Raw genomic sequence first — 22,710 nt, forward strand, 5'->3', positions numbered from 1 at the left:
GGGCCTTTGGCGAAAAGCGGTTTAATAGGCCGCTCCTCCCAGGCAAATGTTCTCTCTATTCATACGGCATCTAACCGGCCTGGATGCAGATTGAAGAAGATAAACGCCAACAGGCAGCACTGCAAAGTGCTGCCTGCGGGCGAAACATGGGCTTACCAGCAATCACTTATTCGCTGGAGAGCAGGTCCATGGTGTGTTTATCCATCATTTCCAGTGCACGGCCACCGCCACGGGCGACGCAGGTCAGCGGGTCTTCGGCGACGATCACCGGCAGGCCGGTTTCCTGGGCCAGCAACTTATCGAGGTCGCGCAGCAAGGCGCCACCACCGGTCAGTACCAGGCCACGCTCGGCGATATCGGAAGCCAGCTCCGGCGGCGATTGCTCCAGCGCGCTCTTCACCGCCTGAACGATGGTGGCCAGGGACTCTTGCAAAGCCTCGAGCACTTCATTGGAGTTCAGGGTGAAGGCACGTGGCACGCCTTCGGCCAGGTTGCGACCGCGCACATCGACTTCGCGCACTTCGCCACCCGGATAAGCGGTGCCGATTTCCTGCTTGATACGCTCGGCAGTGGATTCGCCGATCAGGCTGCCGTAGTTGCGACGCACATAAGTGATGATCGCTTCGTCGAAGCGGTCGCCGCCCACACGGACGGATTCGGCATACACCACACCGTTCAGGGAAATCAGGGCGATTTCAGTGGTACCACCACCGATATCCACCACCATCGAACCGCGCGCTTCTTCAACCGGCAGGCCGGCACCGATCGCAGCAGCCATCGGCTCTTCGATCAGGAACACTTCACGGGCACCGGCACCAAGGGCCGATTCACGGATGGCACGACGCTCCACCTGGGTGGACTTGCACGGTACGCAGATCAGCACACGAGGGCTGGGCTGCAGAAAACTGTTTTCGTGAACCTTGTTGATGAAGTACTGCAACATCTTCTCGCAGACACTGAAGTCGGCGATCACGCCGTCTTTCATCGGACGAATGGCCGCGATATTGCCTGGTGTTCGGCCGAGCATGCGCTTGGCCTCGGTGCCGACGGCAACGACACTTTTCTGATTACCATGGGTCCGAATAGCCACAACCGATGGCTCATTCAGGACGATACCGCGCTCGCGCACGTAAATAAGGGTGTTGGCAGTGCCCAGGTCAATGGAAAGATCGCTGGAAAACATGCCACGCAGTTTCTTGAACATGGGGAAAGGACCCTAGGCAACGCGTGGGTAAAAAAGTGCGGCAAACTCTAACAACGACAGGGATTTTGGGCAAGGCGCCAATGTGCTAAATTGGCCGACTTTCTACGCACCAACCCCCACAATCGCGGCCATATGACCGTAGAAATGCGGTAGTGTTCCGACAATCTAACACACGGACGCCCTCCGTTCTGTTTTCCACTGGAGAATCCCATGGCGCTTGAACGCTCCGACGTGGAAAAAATCGCACATCTGGCCTCGCTTGGCCTGAATGATGCCGATCTTCCACAGACCACCGCAGCCCTGAACAGCATTCTCGGGCTGGTTGACCAAATGCAGGCCGTGAATACCGACGGCATCGAGCCCCTGGCTCACCCGCTGGAAGCCACCCAGCGCCTGCGTGCAGACGTCGTGACCGAAGTCAATCATCGCGAGGCCTACCAGTCCATCGCGCCAGCGGTCGAAAACGGCCTGTATCTGGTTCCGAAAGTCATCGACTAAAGGGAAAGAGCCTTTCATGCATCACATGACTCTGGCCGAGATCGCCCGCGGTCTCGCCGACAAAAAGTTTTCTTCCGAAGAGCTGACCAAGACCTTGCTGGCGCGTATCGCCGAGCTCGACCCCAAGGTCAACAGCTTCATCAGCATCACCGAGGAGCTGGCCTTGAGCCAGGCCAAGGCCGCCGACGCACGTCGCGCCAACGGTGAGAACGGCGCGCTGCTGGGCGCACCGATCGCCCACAAGGACTTGTTCTGCACCCAGGGCATTCGCACCAGCTGCGGCTCGAAGATGCTCGACAACTTCAAGGCGCCCTACGACGCCACCGTGGTGTCCAAGCTGGCCGCCGCCGGGGCCGTGACCCTGGGCAAGACCAACATGGACGAATTCGCCATGGGCTCGGCCAACGAGTCGAGCTACTACGGCGCGGTGAAAAACCCGTGGGACCTGGACTGCGTGCCAGGCGGCTCGTCCGGTGGTTCGGCGGCGGCGGTTGCCGCGCGCTTCCTGCCGGCGGCCACGGCCACCGACACCGGCGGCTCGATCCGCCAGCCCGCCGCGTTCACCAACCTCACCGGGCTGAAGCCGACCTACGGTCGCGTGTCCCGCTGGGGCATGATCGCCTATGCCTCCAGCCTTGATCAGGGCGGTACCCTGGCACGCACTGCCGAAGACTGCGCAATATTGTTACAAGGTATGGCAGGCTTCGACGCACAGGACTCCACCAGCGTCGACGAGCCGGTGCCGGACTACAGCGCCAGCCTCAATACCTCGCTCAAAGGCCTGCGCATCGGCGTACCGAACGAATATTTCAGCGCCGGCCTCGACCCGCGTATCGCCGAACTGGTCCACAACAGCGTCAAGGAGCTAGAAAAGCTCGGCGCCGTGATCAAGCCAATCAGCCTGCCGAACAACCAGCACGCTATTCCGGCGTACTACGTGATCGCGCCGGCCGAAGCGTCTTCCAACCTGTCGCGGTTCGACGGCGTGCGTTTCGGTTACCGCTGCGAAAACCCGAAAGACCTCAACGACCTGTACAAACGTTCCCGTGGCGAAGGCTTCGGTGCCGAAGTGCAGCGTCGGATCATGGTTGGTGCCTACGCCCTGTCGGCCGGTTACTACGACGCGTACTACCTCAAGGCGCAAAAAATCCGTCGCCTGATCAAGAACGACTTCATGGCGGCGTTCGAAGAAGTCGACGTGATCCTCGGCCCAACCACGCCGAACCCGGCCTGGAAGATCGGCGCCAAGACCGGCGACCCGATCGCCGAGTACCTGGAAGACCTGTACACCATCACCGCCAACCTCGCGGGCTTGCCGGGCTTGTCCATGCCCGCCGGTTTCGTCGATGGCCTGCCGGTCGGCGTGCAATTGCTTGCCCCGTATTTCCAGGAAGGCCGCCTGCTCAATGTGGCGCACCAGTACCAGTTGAACACCGACTGGCACACTCGCACCCCTACCGGCTTCTGAGGAGAACACTATGCAATGGGAAGTCGTGATCGGGCTGGAGATTCATACCCAGCTCGCCACCCAATCGAAGATTTTCTCCGGTAGCGCCACCACGTTCGGCGCAGAACCCAACACCCAGGCGAGCCTGGTAGACCTGGGCATGCCCGGTGTGTTGCCGGTGCTGAACCAGGAAGCGGTACGCATGGCGGTGATGTTCGGCCTGGCGATTGACGCCGAGATCGGCCAGCACAGCGTGTTCGCGCGCAAGAACTACTTCTACCCGGACCTGCCCAAGGGCTATCAGATCAGCCAGATGGAGTTGCCGATTGTCGGCAAAGGCTACCTGGATATCCCGCTGGAAGACGGCACCATCAAGCGTGTCGGCGTAACCCGCGCGCACCTGGAAGAAGACGCCGGCAAGAGCCTGCATGAAGAGTTCAACGGTGCCACCGGCATCGACCTGAACCGCGCCGGCACGCCGTTGCTGGAGATCGTGTCCGAGCCAGACATGCGCAGCGCCAAGGAAGCCGTGGCCTACGTCAAGACGATCCACGCGCTGGTGCGCTACCTGGGCATCTGCGACGGCAACATGGCCGAAGGCTCGCTGCGCTGCGACTGCAACGTGTCGGTCCGGCCAAAGGGCCAGGTCGAGTACGGCACCCGCTGCGAGATCAAGAACGTCAACTCGTTCCGTTTCATCGAGAAGGCGATCAACACCGAAGTGCGTCGCCAGATCGAACTGATCGAAGACGGCGGCAAGGTGATCCAGCAAACCCGCCTGTACGACCCGAACAAAGACGAAACCCGCGCCATGCGCAGCAAAGAGGAAGCCAACGACTACCGTTACTTCCCCGATCCGGACCTGTTGCCGGTGGTCATCGAGGACTCGTTCCTCAATGACGTGCGCGCCACCCTGCCGGAATTGCCGCCGCAGAAACGCGAGCGCTTCCAGGCGCAGTTCGGCCTGTCGGTCTACGACGCCAGCGTCCTGGCGTCGAGCCGTGAGCAAGCCGACTACTTTGAAAAAGTCGTGAGCATCGCCGGGGACGCCAAGCTGGCGGCCAACTGGGTGATGGTGGAATTGGGCAGCCTGCTGAACAAACAGGGCCTGGAAATCGACGAAGCACCGGTCTCGGCCGAGCAGTTGGGCGGCATGCTGCTGCGCATCAAAGACAACACCATCTCCGGCAAAATCGCCAAGACCGTGTTCGAAGCCATGGCCAGCGGTGAGGGCAGCAGCGACGAGATCATCGAGAAGCGCGGCCTCAAGCAAGTCACCGACAGCGGCGCCATCTCGGCGGTGCTCGATGAAATGCTCGCGGCCAACGCGGAGCAGGTCGAACAGTACCGCGCGGCAGACGAAGCCAAGCGCGGCAAGATGTTCGGCTTCTTTGTCGGCCAGGCCATGAAAGCCTCCAAGGGCAAGGCCAACCCGCAACAGGTGAACGAACTGCTGAAAAGCAAGCTCGAAGGCTGATCGCGATGAAAGGGCCGAGTGAGATTTCATGCTCGACTCGGACCTCCTGTGGGAGGGGGCTTGCTCCCGATAGCGGTGATTCAGTCAAGACATCAATGACTGACACACCACTATCGGGAGCAAGCCCCCTCCCACATTTGATAAGGGGATACCTTGAATGAAGCGCTTACTTGGCCTTTTAGCCATGTTCTCACTACTGGCCGGTTGCGCCAGCAGCCTCATCGACCCCAACGGCTACGACGAAACCGGCACCGCGTCTTACTATGGCGCCAAGCACCATGGCAAAAAAACCGCCAGCGGTGAACCTTTCAACCAGAACGCCCTGACCGCCGCCCATCGGCGCCTGCCTTTCGGCACGCAGGTCAAGGTGACCAATCTCAATACCGACAAATCCGTGGTGGTACGCATCAACGATCGCGGCCCGCACACCCGTGGGCGGCTGATCGATCTGTCGCGCCAGGCCGCCGCGCAACTGGGCATGCTGAGCAGCGGCACCGCACGGGTTCGTGTGCAAGCCCTGAGCAATTGACGACGGAGCCCTGGCCATTTTCGGATTAACCGCCCTCTCGCCCTGGAGCCTGATCGAATTGATCAGCGGCCTGCTGCTGCTGATCGTTGGCGCCGAAATCCTGGTGCGCGCCGCGGTGCGCCTGGCTGCCAGCCTCAAGGTCCGCCCGCTGATCATCGGCCTGACGATCGTCGCCTTCGGCAGCAGTGCGCCGCAGATGACGGTCAGCCTGCAAGCCACCCTCGCCGGCAATACCGACATTGCCGTGGGCAGCGTGATCGGCAGCAGCATTTTCAACATCCTCGTCACCCTGGGCCTGTCGGCGCTGATCATTCCGCTGCGGGTCTCGCGGCAACTGGTGCGCCTGGATATCCCGGTGATGATCCTCGCCGGCCTGCTGGTGTTTACCCTGGCGGCCAATGAAGAACTGACACCACTCGACGGTTCGCTGCTGCTCGCGGCCCTGCTGGCCTACCTCGGCGTGCTGCACTACCAGACCCGCCACTCACGGCGCCCGCGCACGCTGGACACGGTGGCCAAGGCGCCCTGGTTGAGCAGCGTATTGCTGATGTTCGGCGGCTTGCTGGTGCTGGTGCTGGCCGGGCATTTGTTGCTGGGTGCGGCGGTGGATGTGGCGAGCGACCTGGGCCTGTCGGAACGCATCATCGGCTTGACGCTGATCGGCGTCGGCACTTCACTGCCGTGCCTGGCCACCTCGCTGATCGCGGCCCTGCGCGGCCAGCGGGATATCGCCGTGGGTAACGTGATCGGCAGCAACCTGTTCAACCTGCTGGGCGTACTGGGGCTGACCGCGCTGCTCGCGCCCTCGCCGCTGTCGGTGTCGCCCAATGCCCTGGATTTCGACCTGCCGGTGATGCTCGGCGTGGTGGTGTTGTGCCTGCCGGTGTTTTATACCGGCTACCGCGTGACCCGTGCCGAAGGCCTGGTGCTGCTGGGCTTGTACCTGGCGTATGGGCTGCATGTGATGGCATTCACCACCGGCATGCGCCTGGCCAACAAACTTGAACAACTGATGCTGTATTACGTCCTGCCAGTGCTGGTGGCTTTCCTGTTGTTCAGCACGCTGCGAGCCTGGCGCCGCCAACACAAGAGGGAATCGCAATGACCGATCAGAAAAAGCCCGGAGTTGAAATGCGTCGTCAGGTGATGGGCGATGCGTTCGTCGACCGCGCCCTGGGCAACGCCACCGAATTCACCCAGCCGCTGCAGGACTTCGTCAACGAACATGCCTGGGGCAGCGTGTGGAACCGCGAAGGCTTGCCGCTGAAGACGCGCAGCTTGATCACCCTCGCCGCCCTCACCGCGCTCAAGTGCCCGCAGGAACTCAAAGGCCATGTACGCGGCGCACTGAACAATGGCTGCACCGTCGAAGAGATCCGCGAAGCGCTGCTGCATTGCGCGGTGTATGCCGGTGTGCCGGCGGCGATCGAGGCGTTTCGCGCGGCGCAGGAAGTGATTGAGGCGTATCAGGCGGACAAGCAGTGATGGTCAGGTAGCTATCACCGGCACAGCTCAGATCCACCCGCCCGCCTGCAACACAAAAATCCCGATATTCGTGGTCACCGCCGCCATCAAGGTGGTGATCACGATAATCGCCGCCGCCAGCTCATGATTCCCCTGCGCCGCCCTGGCCATCACGAAGCTCGCGGCTGCAGTCGGTGCGCCGAAGTACAGGAACAGAATCCCCAGTTCCGGCCCGCGAAACCCGAGCAACCACGCCCCCAGGGTGGCGACCACCGGCAGCCAGACCATCTTCATCAAGCTCGCACTCAGCGCCATGTTGCCGCTCTTGCGCAACGCCGCCAGCGACAAGGTGCCGCCGATGCAGATCAGCGCCAACGGCAACGTCATGTCGGCCAGGTACTGCGCGGATTTTTCCAGCCAGCCCGGCAAGCCGATCTGGAAATAGGCGAACGGCGCGGCCGCAATCACGCTGACGATCAGCGGGTTGGCCAGCACACTTTTGCAGATGCTCCACGGGTCGGACTTGATCACCGGGCTGTACACCGCCAGCACAATGGTCGACAGCGTGTTGTAGAACAGGATCACCAGCGCCGCGAGGATCGCGCCGAGGGAGATGCCGTAATCACCGTACATACTGGCCGCCAGCGCCAGGCCGATCACCCCGTTGTTGCCGCGAAACGCACCCTGGGCGTAGATGCCCCGGTCTTCACGCTTGCAGCGCAAAATCGCCCAGCCCCAGGCCAGGGCAAAGCTCAACAGCGTGGCGACGGCGAAGTAGATCAGCAAACCCGGCTTGAGCGCCGAATGCAGGTCGGCATGCAGGATGCCGAGAAACAGCAGCGCCGGCATGGTGACGTTGAACACCAGGGACGATGCCGTGTGGATAAAGCTGTCGTTGATCCAGTTGATGCGCTTGAGCAGCACACCGAGGAACAACATGGCAAACACCGGCGCGGTGATGGTGAGGGTGGTGAGGAAGATAACCAGCATGCCGGGGAGAACCTTGGTGGGCGTCGTTAGGGGGCTAATGATAAGCCATACGGCCCAATGGCGCCTGATAGACCGCTATCGGGGGCAAGTCGAGTCGTCGCACCGCCCCTCCCACATTGGGTCGCCGTTGTGTGTCTGACGCAGACTCAGTGTGGGAGGGGCGGTGCGACGACTCGACTTGCCCCCGATAACGGCGACTCGGTCTCAAGTAATCGGCGCCGGGTTGAACAACGTAATGTCGTTATGCAGCTTGTGCTGCTCCGCCCACGTTTGCTTCCTGCCGCTGGCTACATCCAGGTAGAAGTGGAACAACTCCCACCCCAACTCCTCAATGCTCGCACGCCCGGTGGCGATGCGCCCGGCGTCGATATCGATCAGGTCCGGCCAGCGCTGCGCCAGCTCCGTGCGGGTCGAGACCTTCACCACCGGCGCCATCGCCAGCCCGTAAGGCGTGCCGCGCCCGGTGGTGAACACATGCAAGTTCATCCCCGCCGCCAGTTGCAAGGTGCCGCACACGAAGTCGCTGGCCGGCGTGGCGCAAAAGATCAAGCCTTTGCCCTTGAAGCGTTCACCCGGGCCGAGCACGCCGTTGATCGCGCTGCTGCCGGACTTGACGATGGAGCCCAGGGACTTCTCGACAATGTTCGACAACCCGCCCTTCTTGTTCCCCGGCGTGGTATTGGCGCTGCGATCCGCCTCGCCCTTGGCCAGATAACGGTCGTACCAGTCCATTTCCCGTACCAGTTCCTCGGCGATTTCCTTGGTTTGCGCACGAGAAGTCAGCAGGTAGATGGCATCACGCACCTCCGTGACTTCGGAAAACATCACCGTCGCCCCCGCTCGCAGCAACAAGTCCGAAGCGAACCCCAGCGCCGGGTTGGCGGTGATGCCGGAAAACGCATCACTGCCGCCGCACTGCATGCCCAGGATCAGCTCGGACGCCGGCACGGTTTCCCGGCGGCGCTGGTCGAGCTTCTTCAGGCGCACCTCGGCCAGGGCCATGATCTGCTCGATCATCTCGTTAAACCCGTGGCTGGAATCCTGCAGGCGATACAGCCACGGCTCGCTCAGGTCGACGGAGCTGTCGTTGTCGTGCATCACCTGCCCGGCCTGCAATTTCTCGCAGCCCAGGCTGATCACCAGGGCTTCGCCACCCAGGTTCGGGTTGCGCGCCAGGTTGCGCACGGTGCGGATCGGGATATACGCATCCGTCGCGGTGATCGCCACCCCGCAGCCGTAGCTGTGGGTCAGCGCCACCACGTCATCGACATGCGGGTACTTGGGCAGCAACTCGTCCTTGATGCGCTTGACCGCATGGTCCAGCACACCGGTGACGCACTGCACGGTGGTGGTGATGCCGAGGATATTGCGCGTGCCCACGGTGCCGTCCGCATTGCGATAGCCCTCGAAGGTAAAGCCTTCCAGCGGCGCCTGGGCCGCTGGCACCTCGGTGGACAGCGGCAAGCTGTCCAGCGGCGGCGCGGTGGGCATGCGCAGTTGATCTTCCTGCACCCAACTGCCGCGTGGAATCGGCGCCAGGGCGTAACCGATGGTTTGGCCGTAGCGAATGATCCGACCGCCTTCGGGGATATCTTCGAGGGTCACTTTGTGGCTTTGCGGAATGAAATCCACGGTCACCAGGCCGTCCGGGAACTCGGTCCCGGCCGGTACACCCTGGTCATTGACCACGATCACCACGTTGTCGCGCTCGTGCAAACGAATCGAGCGCGGCGAGTCGGCATGTTCAATCAACTGCATCACACGGCCCCTTCAGGAATGCGCTTGGGTAAGGTTGGTCAACTCAGGCCCTTGGCTTGGCGGCTCTTTGAGCACCACGCGTTTGATCGGGCCGACAATCACCAGGTAACTGAACACGGCCACCAGCGCGTTCGCGCCGACAAACACCAGGGCCCATTTGAACGAACCGGTGGTGCTGATGATGTAACCGATGACAATCGGCGTGGTGATCGACGCCAGGTTACCGAAGGTGTTGAACAGGCCGCCACTGAGCCCGGCGATCTGTTTCGGCGAGGTGTCGGACACCACCGCCCAACCCAGTGCGCCAACGCCTTTGCCGAAGAAGGCCAAGGCCATGAAACCCACCACCATCCACTCGATATCCACGTAGTTGCAGGCCACGATGCTGCTGGAGATCAGCAGGCCGCCAATGATCGGCGCCTTGCGGGCGAAGGTCAGGGAATGGCCTTTGCGCAGCAGGTAGTCGGAGATCACCCCGCCCAACACACCGCCGATAAACCCGCAGATCGCCGGCAATGAGGCAATGAACCCGGCCTTGAGAATGGTCATGCCGCGGTCCTGCACCAGGTACACCGGGAACCAGGTCAGGAAGAAGTAGGTGATGCCGTTGATGCAGTACTGGCCCAGGTACACGCCGAGCATCATGCGGTTGGTCAGCAACTGGCGGATGTAATCCCACTTCGGACCGTCGGTTTTCTTACCCTTGCCCTTGTCCTGGTCCATATCGACCATCGCACCGTTAGCCGCGATGTGATTGAACTCGGCTTCGTTGATCAGCGGATGCTGGCGCGGGCTGTGGATAACTTTCAGCCAGACCAGCGAGAACAGGACGCCGATCACGCCCATCACGATAAACACATGCTGCCAGCCGAAGCTGTAGACGATCCAGCCCATCAGCGGCGCGAACAGCACCGTGGCGAAGTACTGCGCCGAGTTGAAGATCGCCGAGGCCGTGCCGCGTTCGGCGGTGGGGAACCAGGCGGCCACGATGCGCGCGTTACCCGGGAAGGACGGCGCTTCGGCCAGGCCCACCATAAAGCGCAGCATGAACAGCGCCACGACTGCCGTGGAGACACCGAACTCACCGACATAGCCTTGCAATATGGTGAACAGTGACCAGGTGAAGATGCTCAGGGCATAGACTTTTTTCGAGCCGAACCGATCGAGCAGCCAGCCGCCGGGGATTTGCCCGGCCACGTAGGCCCAACCGAATGCAGAGAAGATGTAACCGAGGGTGACCGCGTCGATGCCGAGGTCTTTTTGCAGGCTGGAACCCGCAATTGCGATGGTGGCCCGGTCGGCGTAGTTGATCGTGGTCACCAGAAACAGCATGAGCAGGATCAAATAGCGGACATGGGTCGGCTTGGTCGCTTGCATGTAGAAGTACTCCCACTAATTATTTTTTTTGCGGGTGATATTTATGTGTTGCTGGACGCCGCCCCTGTAGGAGCGAGCTTGCTCGCGAAAAACTCAAAGGCACCGCGTGCCCCCTGAATGTCTGCGTATTCGTTGAAATTTTTCGCGAGCAAGCTCGCTCCTACAGTGTTACGAACCGATGTAGCTGGTTTTCACCACGGTGTAGAACTCTTGCGCATAGCGACCTTGCTCACGCGAACCGTAGGATGAACCTTTACGGCCACCGAACGGAACGTGATAATCCACGCCGGCAGTCGGCAGGTTGACCATCACCATCCCGGCCTGGGAGTGGCGCTTGAAGTGGTTGGCGTATTTCAGCGAGGTGGTGGCGATGCCCGCCGACAAACCGAACTCGGTGTCGTTGGCCATGGCCAGCGCCGCCTCGTAGTTCGCCACGCGCACCACGTTGGCCACCGGGCCGAAGATCTCTTCGCGGCTGATCCGCATGGTCGCCTCGCTGTCGGCGAACAGCGTCGGCGCCAGGTAGTAGCCTTCGGTGTCGCAGGTCACCAGGCCGCCACCGCTCACCAGCCGCGCACCTTCGCTCTGGCCGATGTCGATGTATTTCAAGTCCTGGTCCAACTGGGCCTGGGAGACGACCGGGCCGATGTCGGTGCCGCTTTTCAACGCGTGGCCGACCTTGATCGACTTCATGCGCTCGGCCATGGCCGCGACGAACTGATCGTGAATACCGGCGGTGACGATCAAGCGGCTGGAGGCGGTGCAACGCTGGCCGGTGGAATAGAACGCGCTCTGTACCGACAGCTCGACGGCTTGCTTGAGGTCGGCGTCATCGAGAACGATCTGCGGGTTCTTGCCGCCCATTTCCAACTGCACCTTGGCCTGGCGCGAGACACAGCTGACCGCGATCTGACGCCCGACGCCGACCGAACCGGTGAAGCTGATGCCGTCGACTTTCGGGCTGTTGACCAACACATCGCCCACTACCCGCCCGCTGCCCATCACCAGGTTGAACACACCGGCGGGGAAACCGGCGCGGGAGATGATTTCTGCCAGGGCCCAGGCACAGCCCGGCACCAGCTCCGCCGGCTTGATCACCACGCAGTTGCCGTAGGCCAGGGCCGGAGCGATTTTCCACGCGGGGATGGCAATCGGGAAGTTCCACGGGGTGATCAGGCCGACCACGCCGAGGGCTTCGCGGGTGACTTCGACATTGACGCCCGGTCGCACCGACGGCACGTAGTCGCCGGACAGGCGCAGGCACTCGCCGGCGAAGAACTTGAAGATATTACCGGCGCGGGTCACTTCGCCAATGGCTTCAGGCAGGGTCTTGCCCTCTTCCCGAGCCAGCAACGTGCCGAGCTCTTCGCGCCGGGCGAGGATTTCGCTGCCGACTTTATCGAGTGCGTCGTGGCGAGCCTGGATACCGGACGTCGACCAGGCCGGGAACGCAGCGCGGGCGGCATCGATGGCAGCGTTGACCTGGACGACATCCGCCTTGGCATATTCGCCAATGACATCGGACAACTCCGACGGGTTGAGGTTGACGCAATAATCAGCGCCAGCCACCCATTGGCCGTTGATGTAGTTTTCAAAACGTTTGGCTTGGGACACGAATCTTCTCCTGACGCAAAAGGCCGCTGATTGCTCAGCGGCCTTATAGATAAGTTATTGCGGGCCTTGCTGGTCGATCAGCGCGGCCAGGGCTTCGTATTCTTCCGGCAGCAGATCGGTCAGTGGCGTGCGAACCGGGCCGGCGTCATAGCCGACGATTTTGGCGCCCGCCTTGACGATGCTCACCGCGTAGCCGGCCTTGCGGTTACGGATGTCCAGGTACGGCAGGAAGAAGTCATCAATGATCTTGCCGACGGTGGCGTGATCGTCGCGGGCGATGGCGTGATAGAAATCCATCGCGGTTTTCGGGATGAAGTTGAACACCGCCGAGGAATACACCGGCACGCCCAGGGCCTTGTAGGCAGCGGCGTAAACCTCTGCAGTCGGCAGGCCGCCCAGGTAGCTGAAACGGTCGCCCAGACGACGGCGGATCGACACCATCAATTCAATGTCACCCAGGCCGTCCTTGTAGCCGATCAGGTTCGGGCAACGTTCGGCCAGGCGCTCCAGCAAAGGCGCAGTCAGGCGGCAGACGTTGCGGTTGTATACCACCACGCCGATCTTGACCGACTTGCACACCGCTTCCACGTGGGCGGCAACCCCGTCCTGGCTGGCTTCGGTCAAATAGTGCGGGAGCAGCAGCAAGCCTTTGGCACCGAGGCGCTCGGCTTCCTGAGCGTATTCGATGGCCTGGCGGGTCGAACCGCCGACACCGGCGAGGATCGGCACGCTGGTGGCGCAGGTATCCACCGCGGTCTTCACAACCTGAGAATATTCGCTGGCCGCGAGGGAGAAAAACTCACCGGTGCCGCCGGCGGCGAACAGCGCAGTGGCGCCGTAGGGAGCCAGCCACTCCAGACGTTTGATATAGCCGGCCTGGTGAAAATCACCCTGGGCGTTGAAATCGGTCACGGGAAAAGACAGCAGACCGTGAGAGAGGATGGACTTCAGTTCTTGTGGATTCATTATTCGAACACCCTGGGCAAAGACTTTCTGGCGAAAGGTTGTTGTTGGTTTTGCTTATGTCATACGTCATCGTACAACTATAAAATATTTCGTCAACTGCAATTCATCGAACCGCCTGTTGAGAGAGAGCGCATTGACGTAGGAGTTTTTTCCTCTATGCTCGAACAGCTGTATATACATACAGCAATAAAGGAAGATTCCTACGACATAGCAAGGAGCTAACATGTCCGGTCTTGAACTCGCAGCACCCGCAGCACCCGCAAAAAACCTACCCTCCCTGCGTTTCGAAGGCGGTGAACACACTGCCATCGGCGACGACACACTGTTGCGCTTCGCCAAAGACGCCCCGGCGATTGCCGCCCGACTCGTCGAGCTGCACCTGCCCAACGGCCTGGCGCTGACTTACGGGCAAGTGATCGCCCTGGGCGGTGACTTTTATGGCATCCCCGGCCAACCCATCAGTGATGGCGCCTCGCCTGCCGAACACGTGCAACGCTTTAACGCCGCATTCAACTCACTGGCAGGACTGCCGGCGTCACGGGAGGAAGCACACAAGATCCTGGCGGTGATGCAAAAGGAGATCAACGCGGTCAACCAGGCGATCAAGGACGGCAAATCCGCCCACGACGCCTACGCCGTGCTCGGAGATACGTTGTCTGAAGAGTGGAACCGCATCACCGGCGGCGGCAGCGCGGTCTCGGCACTGTTCCCCCTGGGCCGCTACTTGAAGCTGGCGGCGGACAACGCCGACCACTTTGGCGAATGGGCATTGTCGGCTTACCTGGCCGGGCATACGGCGGCGCTGCAACAAGCCGTCATCGCCCATCAAAGCGGCACCGACCAGGCGCTGGAGCTGGCCTACGCGATGAACAGTTTTGCCGATCACTTCTTGACCGATCTGTTTTCCGCCGGCCACCTGCGCGTGCCGCGCAAACAGCTGGCCGCCGTGGTGACGCCTGGGGAGCTGGGCTCGCTGATCAGCCGCTTCATGCACGATGAAGACAGCAAGTTCGGGCTCAAGGTGCGCAATGCAGTCGGTGACGAATGGCATGCCTACGGCGATAAACGCTATTTCGACGCCGGCGACGCGGCCAACCGGGCGCAGGTCAAACGCGCCGTGCAGGCGTCGGCCGATGAGGTCTTCGACGCGTTTATCAGCGGTGTTGCGCCCTCCCCGGCCACCTTCAAGGCGCCGCTGTATGTGCCGGACCTGAATGCAGCACAGAACCCGGCGAATAACTTTTCGCCGCTGTTCAAGATGGAAGGCGACAAGGTGCTGCGACGCAAGGACGTGAATGACCTGAACGACAAACACTGGACTGCTGATTGGTGGGGGTGGAGTACGTACTTGCTGCTGAAGGACTACACACCCAATACGCCGGCTTGAGCCGTACCGTTTGTCGTGACTGTGATTTCTAACAGTTACGCCGATTTTCAACGAGGGCGATAACCCCGCATAGGAGCCAGGCTCTCTGGCTTCTGTGCAAAGGAGCACTCAATCATGACCATCGAAGCCCCGAGCCTTGTCGGCGACGCTTCTTGCCCGGTTCAAGTGAGCCTGGCAAGCGGCGCACGCATAGAGTTTTCCATCCCCGAGCCCAATGAGGTTTCCGCAAGCGCCCAAGTATCTATCATCGTAGGACCGGACCCCGAGTCCCCGGAAGCCGAAGGGCAGGAAAAGAACGCCGGACAGTACGACCCCAACAAGGAAGATTACGTGAAGGAGTCGAATCTCAAGCTCGATATCGCTGCCGATGACTTGAAGACATTCGTCAACCAAACGGTGCAGGTGCGATACGCGATAAACAGCGAATCGGGAAGGTTCTATTCTAAGCCGTTGATGATAACGGTCTCGCAGTGACACAGCGCTTATCCGCACCGCATCGCTCTCGTCGCAGGCACCAGACCTGCCCTGGGGACGTATCTGGACCGGTATTCACGGCCGTTTGCGCATGCAGATAAAGCAACACTCCACCCTCCAACACTGGCGTGTGAAGACCATGAAATACGAGCTCAATATGCCGGACGGCAAAAAAAAGCAGATCACCTTTGATGGCGTGATTTACAAAGGAGATATTCTCGAATTTGAAGGTGCCGCTACCCAATACGAGGTAGTTAAACGATTCCTCACCGTCCCGTTCGATCTTAACGAGCCCATCACTGATGTGGCACTTGAGGTCGTGACCTACCCTTAACCCCGCTGCGCCTCTGCTTCTTCGTGAGCATGGCGCAGCCGCTCGCGACTGTTGGTCAAATGCAAGCGCATCGCCGCCCGCGCCGCATCCGAATCCTGGCGCGCGATCGCTTCGTAGATTTCTTCGTGCTCGCGGCTCAAGCGTTTCATGTAGTGCTGCTGGTCATCCTGGGCCAGGCGTGCCGAGTTCAGGCGGGTACGCGGAATGATGCTGGTGCCCAGGTGCGTCATGATGTCGGTGAAGTAGCGGTTGCCGGTGGACAGGGCAATCTGCAGGTGGAACTGGAAGTCCGACGCCACCGCATCGCCAGCATGGGCGGCGCTTTCATTCAAGGCGTCGAGGGCGGCACGCATGCCGGCCAGTTGTTCGTCGCTGCGGCGCAGCGCGGCCAGGCCCGCGGATTCCACTTCCAGGCTGATACGCAGTTCCAGGATCGCCAGCACATCGCGCAGGGTCACGATGGTGGCCGGGTCAATGCGGAAACCGCTGGGGCTTGGCGTATCCAAGACAAAAGTGCCGATACCGTGGCGGGTTTCCACTTGCCCCGCCGCCTGCAAGCGCGAGATGGCTTCACGCACCACCGTGCGGCTGACGCCATGGGCGTCCATGATCGCCAATTCGGTAGGCAGTTTGTCGCCACGCTTGAGTTGGCCGTCGCGGATCTGCTCGGACAACACCGTGACCAATTCCTGGGCAAGGCTGCGGCGCTTGCGGGGAAGACGAGGGGCGGTGTTGGTGTTTTCCATGTTGGGTCATCTTTCTTGGTGAACTGAACAGGCATCATAGCCCATGGCGGTTGTACGATCACCGCTCCAGGCATGACTTTCATCTACAACGGCCAGGCAAAAAAATGCCCCGGCAACCGCCGAGGCATTTTTCAGCCGCGCCCGAAGGCAAAAGCCGCTTACTTCACCACTTTCAGACTCGGCCGGCCGCTTGGACGCGGTGGCTCGGTATCCGGTGGCGGCACATCATCGCCATCTTCCCCGTCGATCGCTTCGTCATCCTCGAAAGGCGACTCCAGATCGAACACCATGCCTTGGCCATTTTCCCGGGCGTAGATCCCGAGGATGGCGCCAATCGGCACGTACAGCGTATGCGGCACACCGCCGAAACGCCCTTCGAAGCTGACTGCCTCGTTGTCCATGTGCAGGTGGCGCACTGCGCTGGGCGATACGTTCAGCACAATCTGCCCGTCGCTGGCAAAACCCTGCGGAACCTGAACCGCAGGAAACTCAGAATTGACCAGCATGTGCGGGGTGCAATCGTTGTCCACAATCCACTCATAGAGCGCGCGAACCAGGTAGGGTCGACTGGAGTTCATCAACGGCTCCTTAAGCCTTAGCGCATATCGCGTTCGACACCAGACAGACTCGCCTGGAAAGCCTCACGCGCAAACTGGCGCTCCATGTAATCAAGCAGCGGCTTGGCCGGCCGCGGCAGTTCAATGCCCATAATCGGCAAGCGCCAGAGTATGGGTAATAGGCAGCAATCCACCAGGCTTTGTTCCTCACTGAGGAAAAAAGGCTTGTCGGCGAACAATGGCGAAACGCCCGTCAGGCTCTCGCGCAATTCCTTGCGCGCCACGACACGGGCCGCCTCTTTGCTGCGCGAATCCAGAATCAAATCCACCAGCCCGCACCAGTCGCGCTGAATCCGATGGATCAGCAGGCGGCTGTTGGCACGCGCCACCGGGTACACCGGCAGCAAAGGCGGATGCGGGTAACGCTCATCCAGATATTCCATCACCACGGTTGACTCCCACAACGCCAGGTCACGATCGACCAGGGTGGGCAAGCTGCCGTAAGGGTTCACTTCGATCAGCTTCGGCGGGTGACGACCCACCTCCACACTGATGATCTCGGCGCTGACACCCTTCTCTGCGAGCACGATGCGTACTCGGTGGGAATAGTGGTCGGCGGGGTCGGAGTAACAGGCCAACCGATTGGTCACGCCCATGGCGGTCCTCCTCGCTTGTTGAAATTATCGAAAGCTCAAAAACGAGCGCGCCCAGAGAGCATCTCAGTAGTACCTGATGACCAGGTCGCTACGGGTTAGAGATGCCGCTGGGCGCGCAAGATTAACAGCAATTGCTTACGGTTGGATCAATGCACATCCTTCCAGTATTCGCGCTTGAGCAGATAAGCGAATACGAAGAAGAAAGCCAGGTACAGCAAGACATACGTACCAATGCGCTGGTGCTGCAGTTTGACCGGGTTGGCCGAGTAGGCCAGGAAGGTCACGAGATTCTTGACCTTCTCGTCGAACTGCTCTTCGTTCAGCGCGCCGGACTTGGGCACGATGGTCAGTTGATCGCACGCTTCATGTGTCAGCGGCGTGCCGGTCAACGGGTCAAATTGCTTCTTGCCGCCCTCGACTACCTGAACCTGCTTGCATCCTATCACTTGGCGACCCTGCAGGCCGACCAGAACGTTAGGCATACCGACGTTCGGGAACACCACGTTGTTCACGCCCCATGGACGCGCAGGGTCTTCGTAGAAGGATTTCAGGTAGCCGTAGAGCCAATCGGTGCCGCGAACCCGCGCCACCAAAGTCAGGTCGGGCGGCGCAGCGCCGAACCAGTTCTTGGCGTCCGCTGGCTGCATGCCGATATTCATGTGGTCGCCAATCTTGGCGCCGGTGAACACCAGCTTGTCGAGCATCACCTCGTGCGGGATGCCCAGGTCATCGGCAACACGCTCGTAACGCTGGAACTTGGCGCTGTGGCAACCCATGCAATAGTTGGCGAACGTGCGTGCGCCGTCCTGCATGGCCGCTTTGTCAGACACGTCGATAGCGACTTTTTCCAACTCAGGGCCTTGCTCGGAAGCGAAGGACAGTAGCGGCAGCGCCGCAAGCATCAATGCAACGAATAATTTTTTCATCAGCCAGTCACCCTTTCCGGAACCGGTTTGGTCTTCTCTAGCCGGGTATAGAACGGCATCAGAATGAAGTAGGCGAAGTACAGGAAGGTGCAGACCTGCGACAGCAACGTGCGCTCAGGGGTTGGCGCCAGGACGCCCAGCACACCCAGGATCACGAACGCAATGCAGAACACCCACAGCCAGATCTTGCTCAGCCAGCCCTTGTAGCGCATGGACTTGACCGGGCTTCGGTCGAGCCAAGGCAGCACGAACAGCACCGCGATGGCCGCACCCATGGCGATTACGCCCATGAGCTTGTCGGGGATCGCCCGCAAGATCGCGTAGAACGGCGTGAAGTACCAGACCGGGGCAATATGCACAGGTGTCTTGAAGGCGTTGGCCTGTTCGAAGTTAGGTTTTTCCAGGAAATAACCACCCATCTCCGGGAAAAAGAACACGATCGAGCAGAACACGAACAGGAACACGACGACACCGACAATGTCTTTCACGGTGTAGTACGGGTGGAACGGGATGCCATCCAGCGGGATGCCGTTCTCGTCCTTGTGCTTCTTGATGTCCACACCGTCGGGGTTGTTGGAACCCACTTCGTGCAGCGCCAGGATGTGCAGCACCACCAGGCCGAGAATCACGATCGGCAAGGCCACTACGTGCAAGGCGAAGAAGCGGTTCAGGGTGATGCCCGAGATCAGGTAGTCACCACGGATCCACTGCGTCAGGTCGTTGCCGATCACCGGGATCGCGCCGAACAGCGAGATGATCACCTGGGCGCCCCAGTACGACATCTGGCCCCACGGCAGCAGGTAGCCCATGAAGGCTTCAGCCATCAGCGCCAGGTAGATCAGCATGCCGAACACCCACACCAGCTCACGAGGCTTCTGGTACGAACCGTAGAGCAAACCACGGAACATATGCAGGTAGACCACGATGAAGAACGCCGAGGCGCCGGTGGAGTGCAACAGGCGCAGGATCGAGCCGTACTCGACGTCACGCATGATGTATTCGACGGAAGCGAATGCCTCCTCCGCCGACGGGGTGTAGCTCATGGTCAGCCAGACGCCGGTGACGATCTGGTTGACCAGCACCAGCAGTGCCAGGGAGCCGAAGAAGTAGAAGAAGTTGAAGTTTTTTGGCGCGTAATACTTGCTGAGATGGTCTTCCCACATTTTGGTGGCGGGGAAGCGCGCATCCACCCAATCCATGAACTTACTCATCACGCGTTCTCCTTGTCGAGGCCAATGACAATGATGTCGTTAGATTCGTAGTTATGCGGAGGCACGGGTAGGTTCAGTGGAGCAGGTTGCGACTTGTAGACGCGTCCGGCCAGGTCGTAGTGCGAACCGTGGCAGGGGCAGAAATAGCCGCCGACCCAATCTTTGCCCAGGTCGACCGGCGCCACTTCAGGGCGGAAAGTAGGTGAGCATCCCAGGTGGGTACACAGCCCGACCAGCAGCAGAATCTCTGGCTTGATCGAACGTGCTTCGTTTTTGGCGTAGGCGGGTTGGTCGGAAAACTCAGATTTGGGGTCAGACAACTGGCCTTCGATCTTTTTCAGATTTCCCAGGATTTCCTCCGTTCGACGAACAATGAAGACCGGCTGACCGCGCCACTCAGCAATCATCTGCTGGCCTGGCTCGATCTTGCTGATATTCACCTTCACCGGTGCACCTGCGGCTTTCGCCTTGGCACTGGGAAACCATGACCCCACGAACGGGACCGCAGCCCCCACCGCTCCTGCAGCACCCACCACGGATGTGGCTGCTACCAAGAAGCGACGCCGGCCTGCATTCACGCCGTCATTGCTCATTCAGTCCTCTCCCATCAGCTTTTTGGCCTGTTAAATCAGGCGTCTACTAAGTATTAAATCTGAACTTATAAAAATTTTGCCGAATGGTAATGAAAAGCCCCACCCCTGACAAGGGAATTACCCGGAGCTCCAGCTCCAAGCCTTGTAGTATAGGGGGTCTACGGCTGTGGCAAGTTGTCACGCCGAAATTTATGCATAAATAGCAGGCAATAAAAAACGCCCAGCTCCGTAAGGAGGCTGGGCGTTTTTGTGCAACGTAAAGCGAATTAACGCTTCGAGTACTGCGGACGCTTACGCGCTTTACGCAGACCGACTTTCTTACGTTCAACTTCACGAGCATCACGAGTCACGAAGCCAGCTTTGCGCAGAGCGCCACGCAGGGTTTCGTCGTACTGCATCAGAGCGCGAGTGATACCGTGGCGGATTGCGCCAGCTTGACCACTTACACCGCCACCGATAACGGTGACGTAGATGTCGAACTTTTCAACAGTCTCGGTCAATTCCAGCGGCTGACGAACTACCATGCGGGCAGTTTCGCGGCCGAAGAAGTTGTCCAGAGTGCGGTTGTTGATCGAGATGTTACCAGTGCCCGGACGCAGGAAAACGCGTGCGGTTGCGGTTTTGCGACGGCCAGTGCCGTAATTTTGAGTCGCCGACATAATGAACTATTCCGTTAAAACTTCAGTTCTTGGGGCTGCTGAGCAGCATGAGGGTGAGCAGCGCCCGCATAGACTTTCAGCTTGCGAAACATATCGCGACCCAGTGGGCCCTTCGGCAGCATGCCTTTAACCGCGATTTCAATCGGGGCCTCAGGCTTCTTGGCGATCAGACCTTCGAAATTGGAAGACTTGATGCCGCCTGGGAAACCGGAGTGACGGTAGTACATTTTGTCTTGCGCTTTGTTGCCGGTAACACGTACCTGCTCAGCGTTGATGATCACGATGTAGTCACCGGTGTCAACGTGAGGGGTGTATTCAGGCTTGTGCTTGCCACGCAGACGGCTGGCGACTTCAGTGGCCAGACGACCCAGAGTCTGACCAGCGGCGTCGACGACAAACCAGTCGCGCTGAACTGTTTCCGGTTTTGCAGTAAAAGTTGTCATTCTTTAATAGCCTCAGGGGCCGCCCTGTAAATTAGACGGCGGATCTTACTGAATAGTGCGTACTTTGACAAGTCAAAGGCAGCCGGATACAGACGCTATCGGGGGCTCGGGTCGGCGCGTCCGTTCAACGGCAAGATTCTTCGGCAGGCGGCGCATCACTTCCACTGCAGAAAGAGGTGGGCAATTATGCAGATTGCGAAAAAAAATTCAACCTGCTTTTATGATTGTTTTCCCCGAAGGAGCACCCGATGGATTATCGACAGCTGGGCCGTACCGATCTGCACGTAAGCGCGATAGCCTTGGGCACCATGACCTGGGGCGAGCAGAACAGCGAGGCAGAGGCCTTCGCGCAGATCGAACGGGCCAAGGCCGCGGGGATCAACTTCCTCGACACGGCGGAAATGTACCCGGTGCCGCCCAAGGCCGACACCTATGCCACCACCGAGCGCTACATCGGGAATTACTTCAAAAGCCGCGGCGACCGCGCCGACTGGATTCTCGCCAGCAAGATCGCCGGCCCCGGCAACACCATCGACTATATCCGCGGCGGCCACCTGCGCCACAACCGCCAGCACATCGTCGAAGCCCTGGATGCGAGCCTCAAGCGCCTGCAGACCGACTGGATCGACCTCTACCAGTTGCACTGGCCGGAGCGCAGCACCAACTTCTTCGGCCAACTGGGCTACAAGCACAAGGACGAAGACGACCTGACGCCGCTGGAGGAAACCCTCGAAGCGCTGGACGCGCAGGTGAAGGCCGGCAAGATCCGCCACATCGGTCTGTCCAACGAAACGCCGTGGGGCACCATGAAGTTCCTCGCCCTGGCCGAAGCCCGCGGCTGGACCCGCGCGGTGTCGATCCAGAACCCCTACAACCTGCTCAACCGCAGCTTTGAAGTGGGCCTGGCGGAAATCGCCATTCGCGAACAGTGCGGTCTGCTGGCTTATTCGCCCCTGGCATTCGGCATGCTCAGCGGCAAATACGAAGGCGGTGCGCGCCCGGCAAAAGCCCGCCTGACCGAATACAGCCGCTTCAGCCGCTATTTCAACCCGCAGTCGGAAGCAGCGTGCAGCCGCTATGTGGCCCTGGCCCGCGAACACGGCCTGGACCCGGCGCAGATGGCGTTGGCGTTCGTCACGCAACAGCCGTTCGTGACCAGCAACATCATTGGTGCGACGAGCCTGGAGCAACTGGACAGCAACCTTGCCAGCGCTGACCTGAAACTGTCGAAAGAGGTGCTGGAGGGGATTGAGGCGATTCAGAAGGATCATCCTAATCCAGCACCTTGATTGATCTCTAGACCGCTATCGGGGGCAAGCTCCCTCCCACACTTAGCCGTGTGAACCCAGTAAAACGTGGGAGGGGGCTTGCCCCCGATGAGGCCCTCAGCCACACCATCG

Annotated in this window: 24 protein-coding genes; 10 read left to right on the top strand and 14 right to left on the bottom strand. The window is 60.3% G+C overall.

Annotated elements, in window-relative coordinates:
- Positions 1 to 166: 166 nt before the first annotated feature.
- The gene (gene mreB, locus C5F70_RS20050; RefSeq protein WP_002555108.1) at positions 167 to 1,204 is read right to left on the bottom strand and encodes a rod shape-determining protein MreB; all 1,038 of its coding nucleotides are present in this window, start codon (positions 1,202 to 1,204) and stop codon (positions 167 to 169) included.
- Positions 1,205 to 1,414: 210 nt separating this feature from the next.
- On the opposite strand from mreB, the gene gatC reads away from it, so the two are divergent.
- From gatC to C5F70_RS20080, 6 genes are all read left to right on the top strand, one after another.
- Positions 1,415 to 1,702: an Asp-tRNA(Asn)/Glu-tRNA(Gln) amidotransferase subunit GatC gene (gatC, locus tag C5F70_RS20055; protein WP_017845404.1), complete on the top strand. Its 288-nt coding sequence runs from the start codon at positions 1,415 to 1,417 to the stop codon at positions 1,700 to 1,702.
- A 16-nt stretch (positions 1,703 to 1,718) separates the two neighbouring features.
- Positions 1,719 to 3,170: an Asp-tRNA(Asn)/Glu-tRNA(Gln) amidotransferase subunit GatA gene (gene gatA, locus C5F70_RS20060; RefSeq protein WP_104903941.1), complete on the top strand. Its 1,452-nt coding sequence runs from the start codon at positions 1,719 to 1,721 to the stop codon at positions 3,168 to 3,170.
- A 10-nt stretch (positions 3,171 to 3,180) separates the two neighbouring features.
- Positions 3,181 to 4,626 (top strand): Asp-tRNA(Asn)/Glu-tRNA(Gln) amidotransferase subunit GatB, encoded by a 1,446-nt coding sequence (gene gatB, locus C5F70_RS20065; protein ID WP_017845406.1) that lies wholly within the window; start codon positions 3,181 to 3,183, stop codon positions 4,624 to 4,626.
- A 157-nt stretch (positions 4,627 to 4,783) separates the two neighbouring features.
- A complete protein-coding gene (locus tag C5F70_RS20070) occupies positions 4,784 to 5,155 on the top strand; it encodes a septal ring lytic transglycosylase RlpA family protein (protein ID WP_104903942.1) in 372 nt (123 codons plus the stop codon).
- A 58-nt stretch (positions 5,156 to 5,213) separates the two neighbouring features.
- Positions 5,214 to 6,260: a calcium/sodium antiporter gene (locus C5F70_RS20075; RefSeq protein WP_104903943.1), complete on the top strand. Its 1,047-nt coding sequence runs from the start codon at positions 5,214 to 5,216 to the stop codon at positions 6,258 to 6,260.
- Entirely contained in the window at positions 6,257 to 6,640 is a 384-nt protein-coding gene (locus C5F70_RS20080; protein ID WP_017845409.1) for a carboxymuconolactone decarboxylase family protein, read from the top strand. Before C5F70_RS20075 ends, C5F70_RS20080 begins: the two co-directional genes overlap by 4 nt.
- Positions 6,641 to 6,667: 27 nt before the next feature.
- Here C5F70_RS20080 and C5F70_RS20085 read toward each other — a convergent pair whose 3' ends face one another.
- The 5 genes from C5F70_RS20085 to kdgD all read right to left on the bottom strand — a co-directional run bounded on the left by C5F70_RS20085 (position 6,668) and on the right by kdgD (position 13,324).
- Positions 6,668 to 7,609, bottom strand: coding sequence for an AEC family transporter (locus C5F70_RS20085; RefSeq protein ID WP_104903944.1), 942 nt, complete (start codon positions 7,607 to 7,609; stop codon positions 6,668 to 6,670).
- 204 nt (positions 7,610 to 7,813) lie between these two features.
- On the bottom strand, positions 7,814 to 9,367 hold the full coding sequence (gene garD, locus C5F70_RS20090; protein WP_104903945.1) for a galactarate dehydratase: 1,554 nt from the start codon (positions 9,365 to 9,367) through the stop codon (positions 7,814 to 7,816).
- Between the two features lie 12 nt (positions 9,368 to 9,379).
- Positions 9,380 to 10,744 (bottom strand): MFS transporter, encoded by a 1,365-nt coding sequence (locus C5F70_RS20095; RefSeq protein WP_046384693.1) that lies wholly within the window; start codon positions 10,742 to 10,744, stop codon positions 9,380 to 9,382.
- A 168-nt stretch (positions 10,745 to 10,912) separates the two neighbouring features.
- Entirely contained in the window at positions 10,913 to 12,358 is a 1,446-nt protein-coding gene (locus C5F70_RS20100; protein ID WP_104903946.1) for an aldehyde dehydrogenase family protein, read from the bottom strand.
- 54 nt (positions 12,359 to 12,412) lie between these two features.
- Positions 12,413 to 13,324 (bottom strand): 5-dehydro-4-deoxyglucarate dehydratase, encoded by a 912-nt coding sequence (kdgD, locus tag C5F70_RS20105; protein ID WP_046484710.1) that lies wholly within the window; start codon positions 13,322 to 13,324, stop codon positions 12,413 to 12,415.
- A gap of 223 nt (positions 13,325 to 13,547) precedes the next feature.
- Here kdgD and C5F70_RS20110 point away from each other — a divergent pair, with 223 nt between their 5' ends.
- The 3 genes from C5F70_RS20110 to C5F70_RS20120 all read left to right on the top strand — a co-directional run bounded on the left by C5F70_RS20110 (position 13,548) and on the right by C5F70_RS20120 (position 15,519).
- Positions 13,548 to 14,711, top strand: a complete 1,164-nt coding sequence (locus C5F70_RS20110) for a phospholipase (RefSeq protein WP_104903947.1) — start codon at positions 13,548 to 13,550, stop codon at positions 14,709 to 14,711.
- 114 nt (positions 14,712 to 14,825) lie between these two features.
- The gene (locus C5F70_RS20115; protein ID WP_017845416.1) at positions 14,826 to 15,185 is read left to right on the top strand and encodes a hypothetical protein; all 360 of its coding nucleotides are present in this window, start codon (positions 14,826 to 14,828) and stop codon (positions 15,183 to 15,185) included.
- Positions 15,186 to 15,324: 139 nt separating this feature from the next.
- Positions 15,325 to 15,519 carry a hypothetical protein gene (locus tag C5F70_RS20120; RefSeq protein WP_032804233.1) on the top strand — a complete coding sequence of 65 codons (195 nt, stop codon included), beginning with the start codon at positions 15,325 to 15,327 and terminating at the stop codon, positions 15,517 to 15,519.
- Here the strand turns inward: C5F70_RS20120 and C5F70_RS20125 are convergent.
- The 8 genes from C5F70_RS20125 to rplM form a co-directional block, all read right to left on the bottom strand.
- Positions 15,516 to 16,265, bottom strand: a complete 750-nt coding sequence (locus tag C5F70_RS20125) for a FadR/GntR family transcriptional regulator (protein ID WP_104903948.1) — start codon at positions 16,263 to 16,265, stop codon at positions 15,516 to 15,518. The genes C5F70_RS20120 and C5F70_RS20125 overlap by 4 nt on opposite strands.
- A gap of 158 nt (positions 16,266 to 16,423) precedes the next feature.
- The gene (locus C5F70_RS20130; RefSeq protein ID WP_017845419.1) at positions 16,424 to 16,843 is read right to left on the bottom strand and encodes a ClpXP protease specificity-enhancing factor; all 420 of its coding nucleotides are present in this window, start codon (positions 16,841 to 16,843) and stop codon (positions 16,424 to 16,426) included.
- Between the two features lie 17 nt (positions 16,844 to 16,860).
- Positions 16,861 to 17,478, bottom strand: a complete 618-nt coding sequence (locus C5F70_RS20135) for a glutathione S-transferase N-terminal domain-containing protein (RefSeq protein ID WP_010568030.1) — start codon at positions 17,476 to 17,478, stop codon at positions 16,861 to 16,863.
- Positions 17,479 to 17,624: 146 nt separating this feature from the next.
- Positions 17,625 to 18,404 (bottom strand): cytochrome c1, encoded by a 780-nt coding sequence (locus C5F70_RS20140; protein ID WP_046384697.1) that lies wholly within the window; start codon positions 18,402 to 18,404, stop codon positions 17,625 to 17,627.
- Positions 18,404 to 19,615 (bottom strand): cytochrome bc complex cytochrome b subunit, encoded by a 1,212-nt coding sequence (locus C5F70_RS20145; protein ID WP_017845421.1) that lies wholly within the window; start codon positions 19,613 to 19,615, stop codon positions 18,404 to 18,406. The genes C5F70_RS20140 and C5F70_RS20145 overlap by 1 nt, the downstream gene beginning before the upstream one ends.
- Positions 19,615 to 20,208 carry a ubiquinol-cytochrome c reductase iron-sulfur subunit gene (gene petA, locus C5F70_RS20150; RefSeq protein ID WP_026139825.1) on the bottom strand — a complete coding sequence of 198 codons (594 nt, stop codon included), beginning with the start codon at positions 20,206 to 20,208 and terminating at the stop codon, positions 19,615 to 19,617. Before petA ends, C5F70_RS20145 begins: the two co-directional genes overlap by 1 nt.
- 266 nt (positions 20,209 to 20,474) lie before the next feature.
- Complete coding sequence (gene rpsI / locus C5F70_RS20155) at positions 20,475 to 20,867, bottom strand: 30S ribosomal protein S9 (protein WP_003171743.1); 393 nt, start codon at positions 20,865 to 20,867, stop codon at positions 20,475 to 20,477.
- A gap of 14 nt (positions 20,868 to 20,881) precedes the next feature.
- On the bottom strand, positions 20,882 to 21,310 hold the full coding sequence (gene rplM, locus C5F70_RS20160) for a 50S ribosomal protein L13 (RefSeq protein ID WP_010568039.1): 429 nt from the start codon (positions 21,308 to 21,310) through the stop codon (positions 20,882 to 20,884).
- 248 nt (positions 21,311 to 21,558) lie between these two features.
- Here rplM and C5F70_RS20165 point away from each other — a divergent pair, with 248 nt between their 5' ends.
- Positions 21,559 to 22,599 carry an NADP(H)-dependent aldo-keto reductase gene (locus tag C5F70_RS20165; RefSeq protein ID WP_102617140.1) on the top strand — a complete coding sequence of 347 codons (1,041 nt, stop codon included), beginning with the start codon at positions 21,559 to 21,561 and terminating at the stop codon, positions 22,597 to 22,599.
- Positions 22,600 to 22,710 lie beyond the last annotated feature (111 nt).

This window comes from Pseudomonas sp. LH1G9 (assembly GCF_002949975.1).
GTDB classification, from domain to species: domain Bacteria; phylum Pseudomonadota; class Gammaproteobacteria; order Pseudomonadales; family Pseudomonadaceae; genus Aquipseudomonas; species Aquipseudomonas veronii.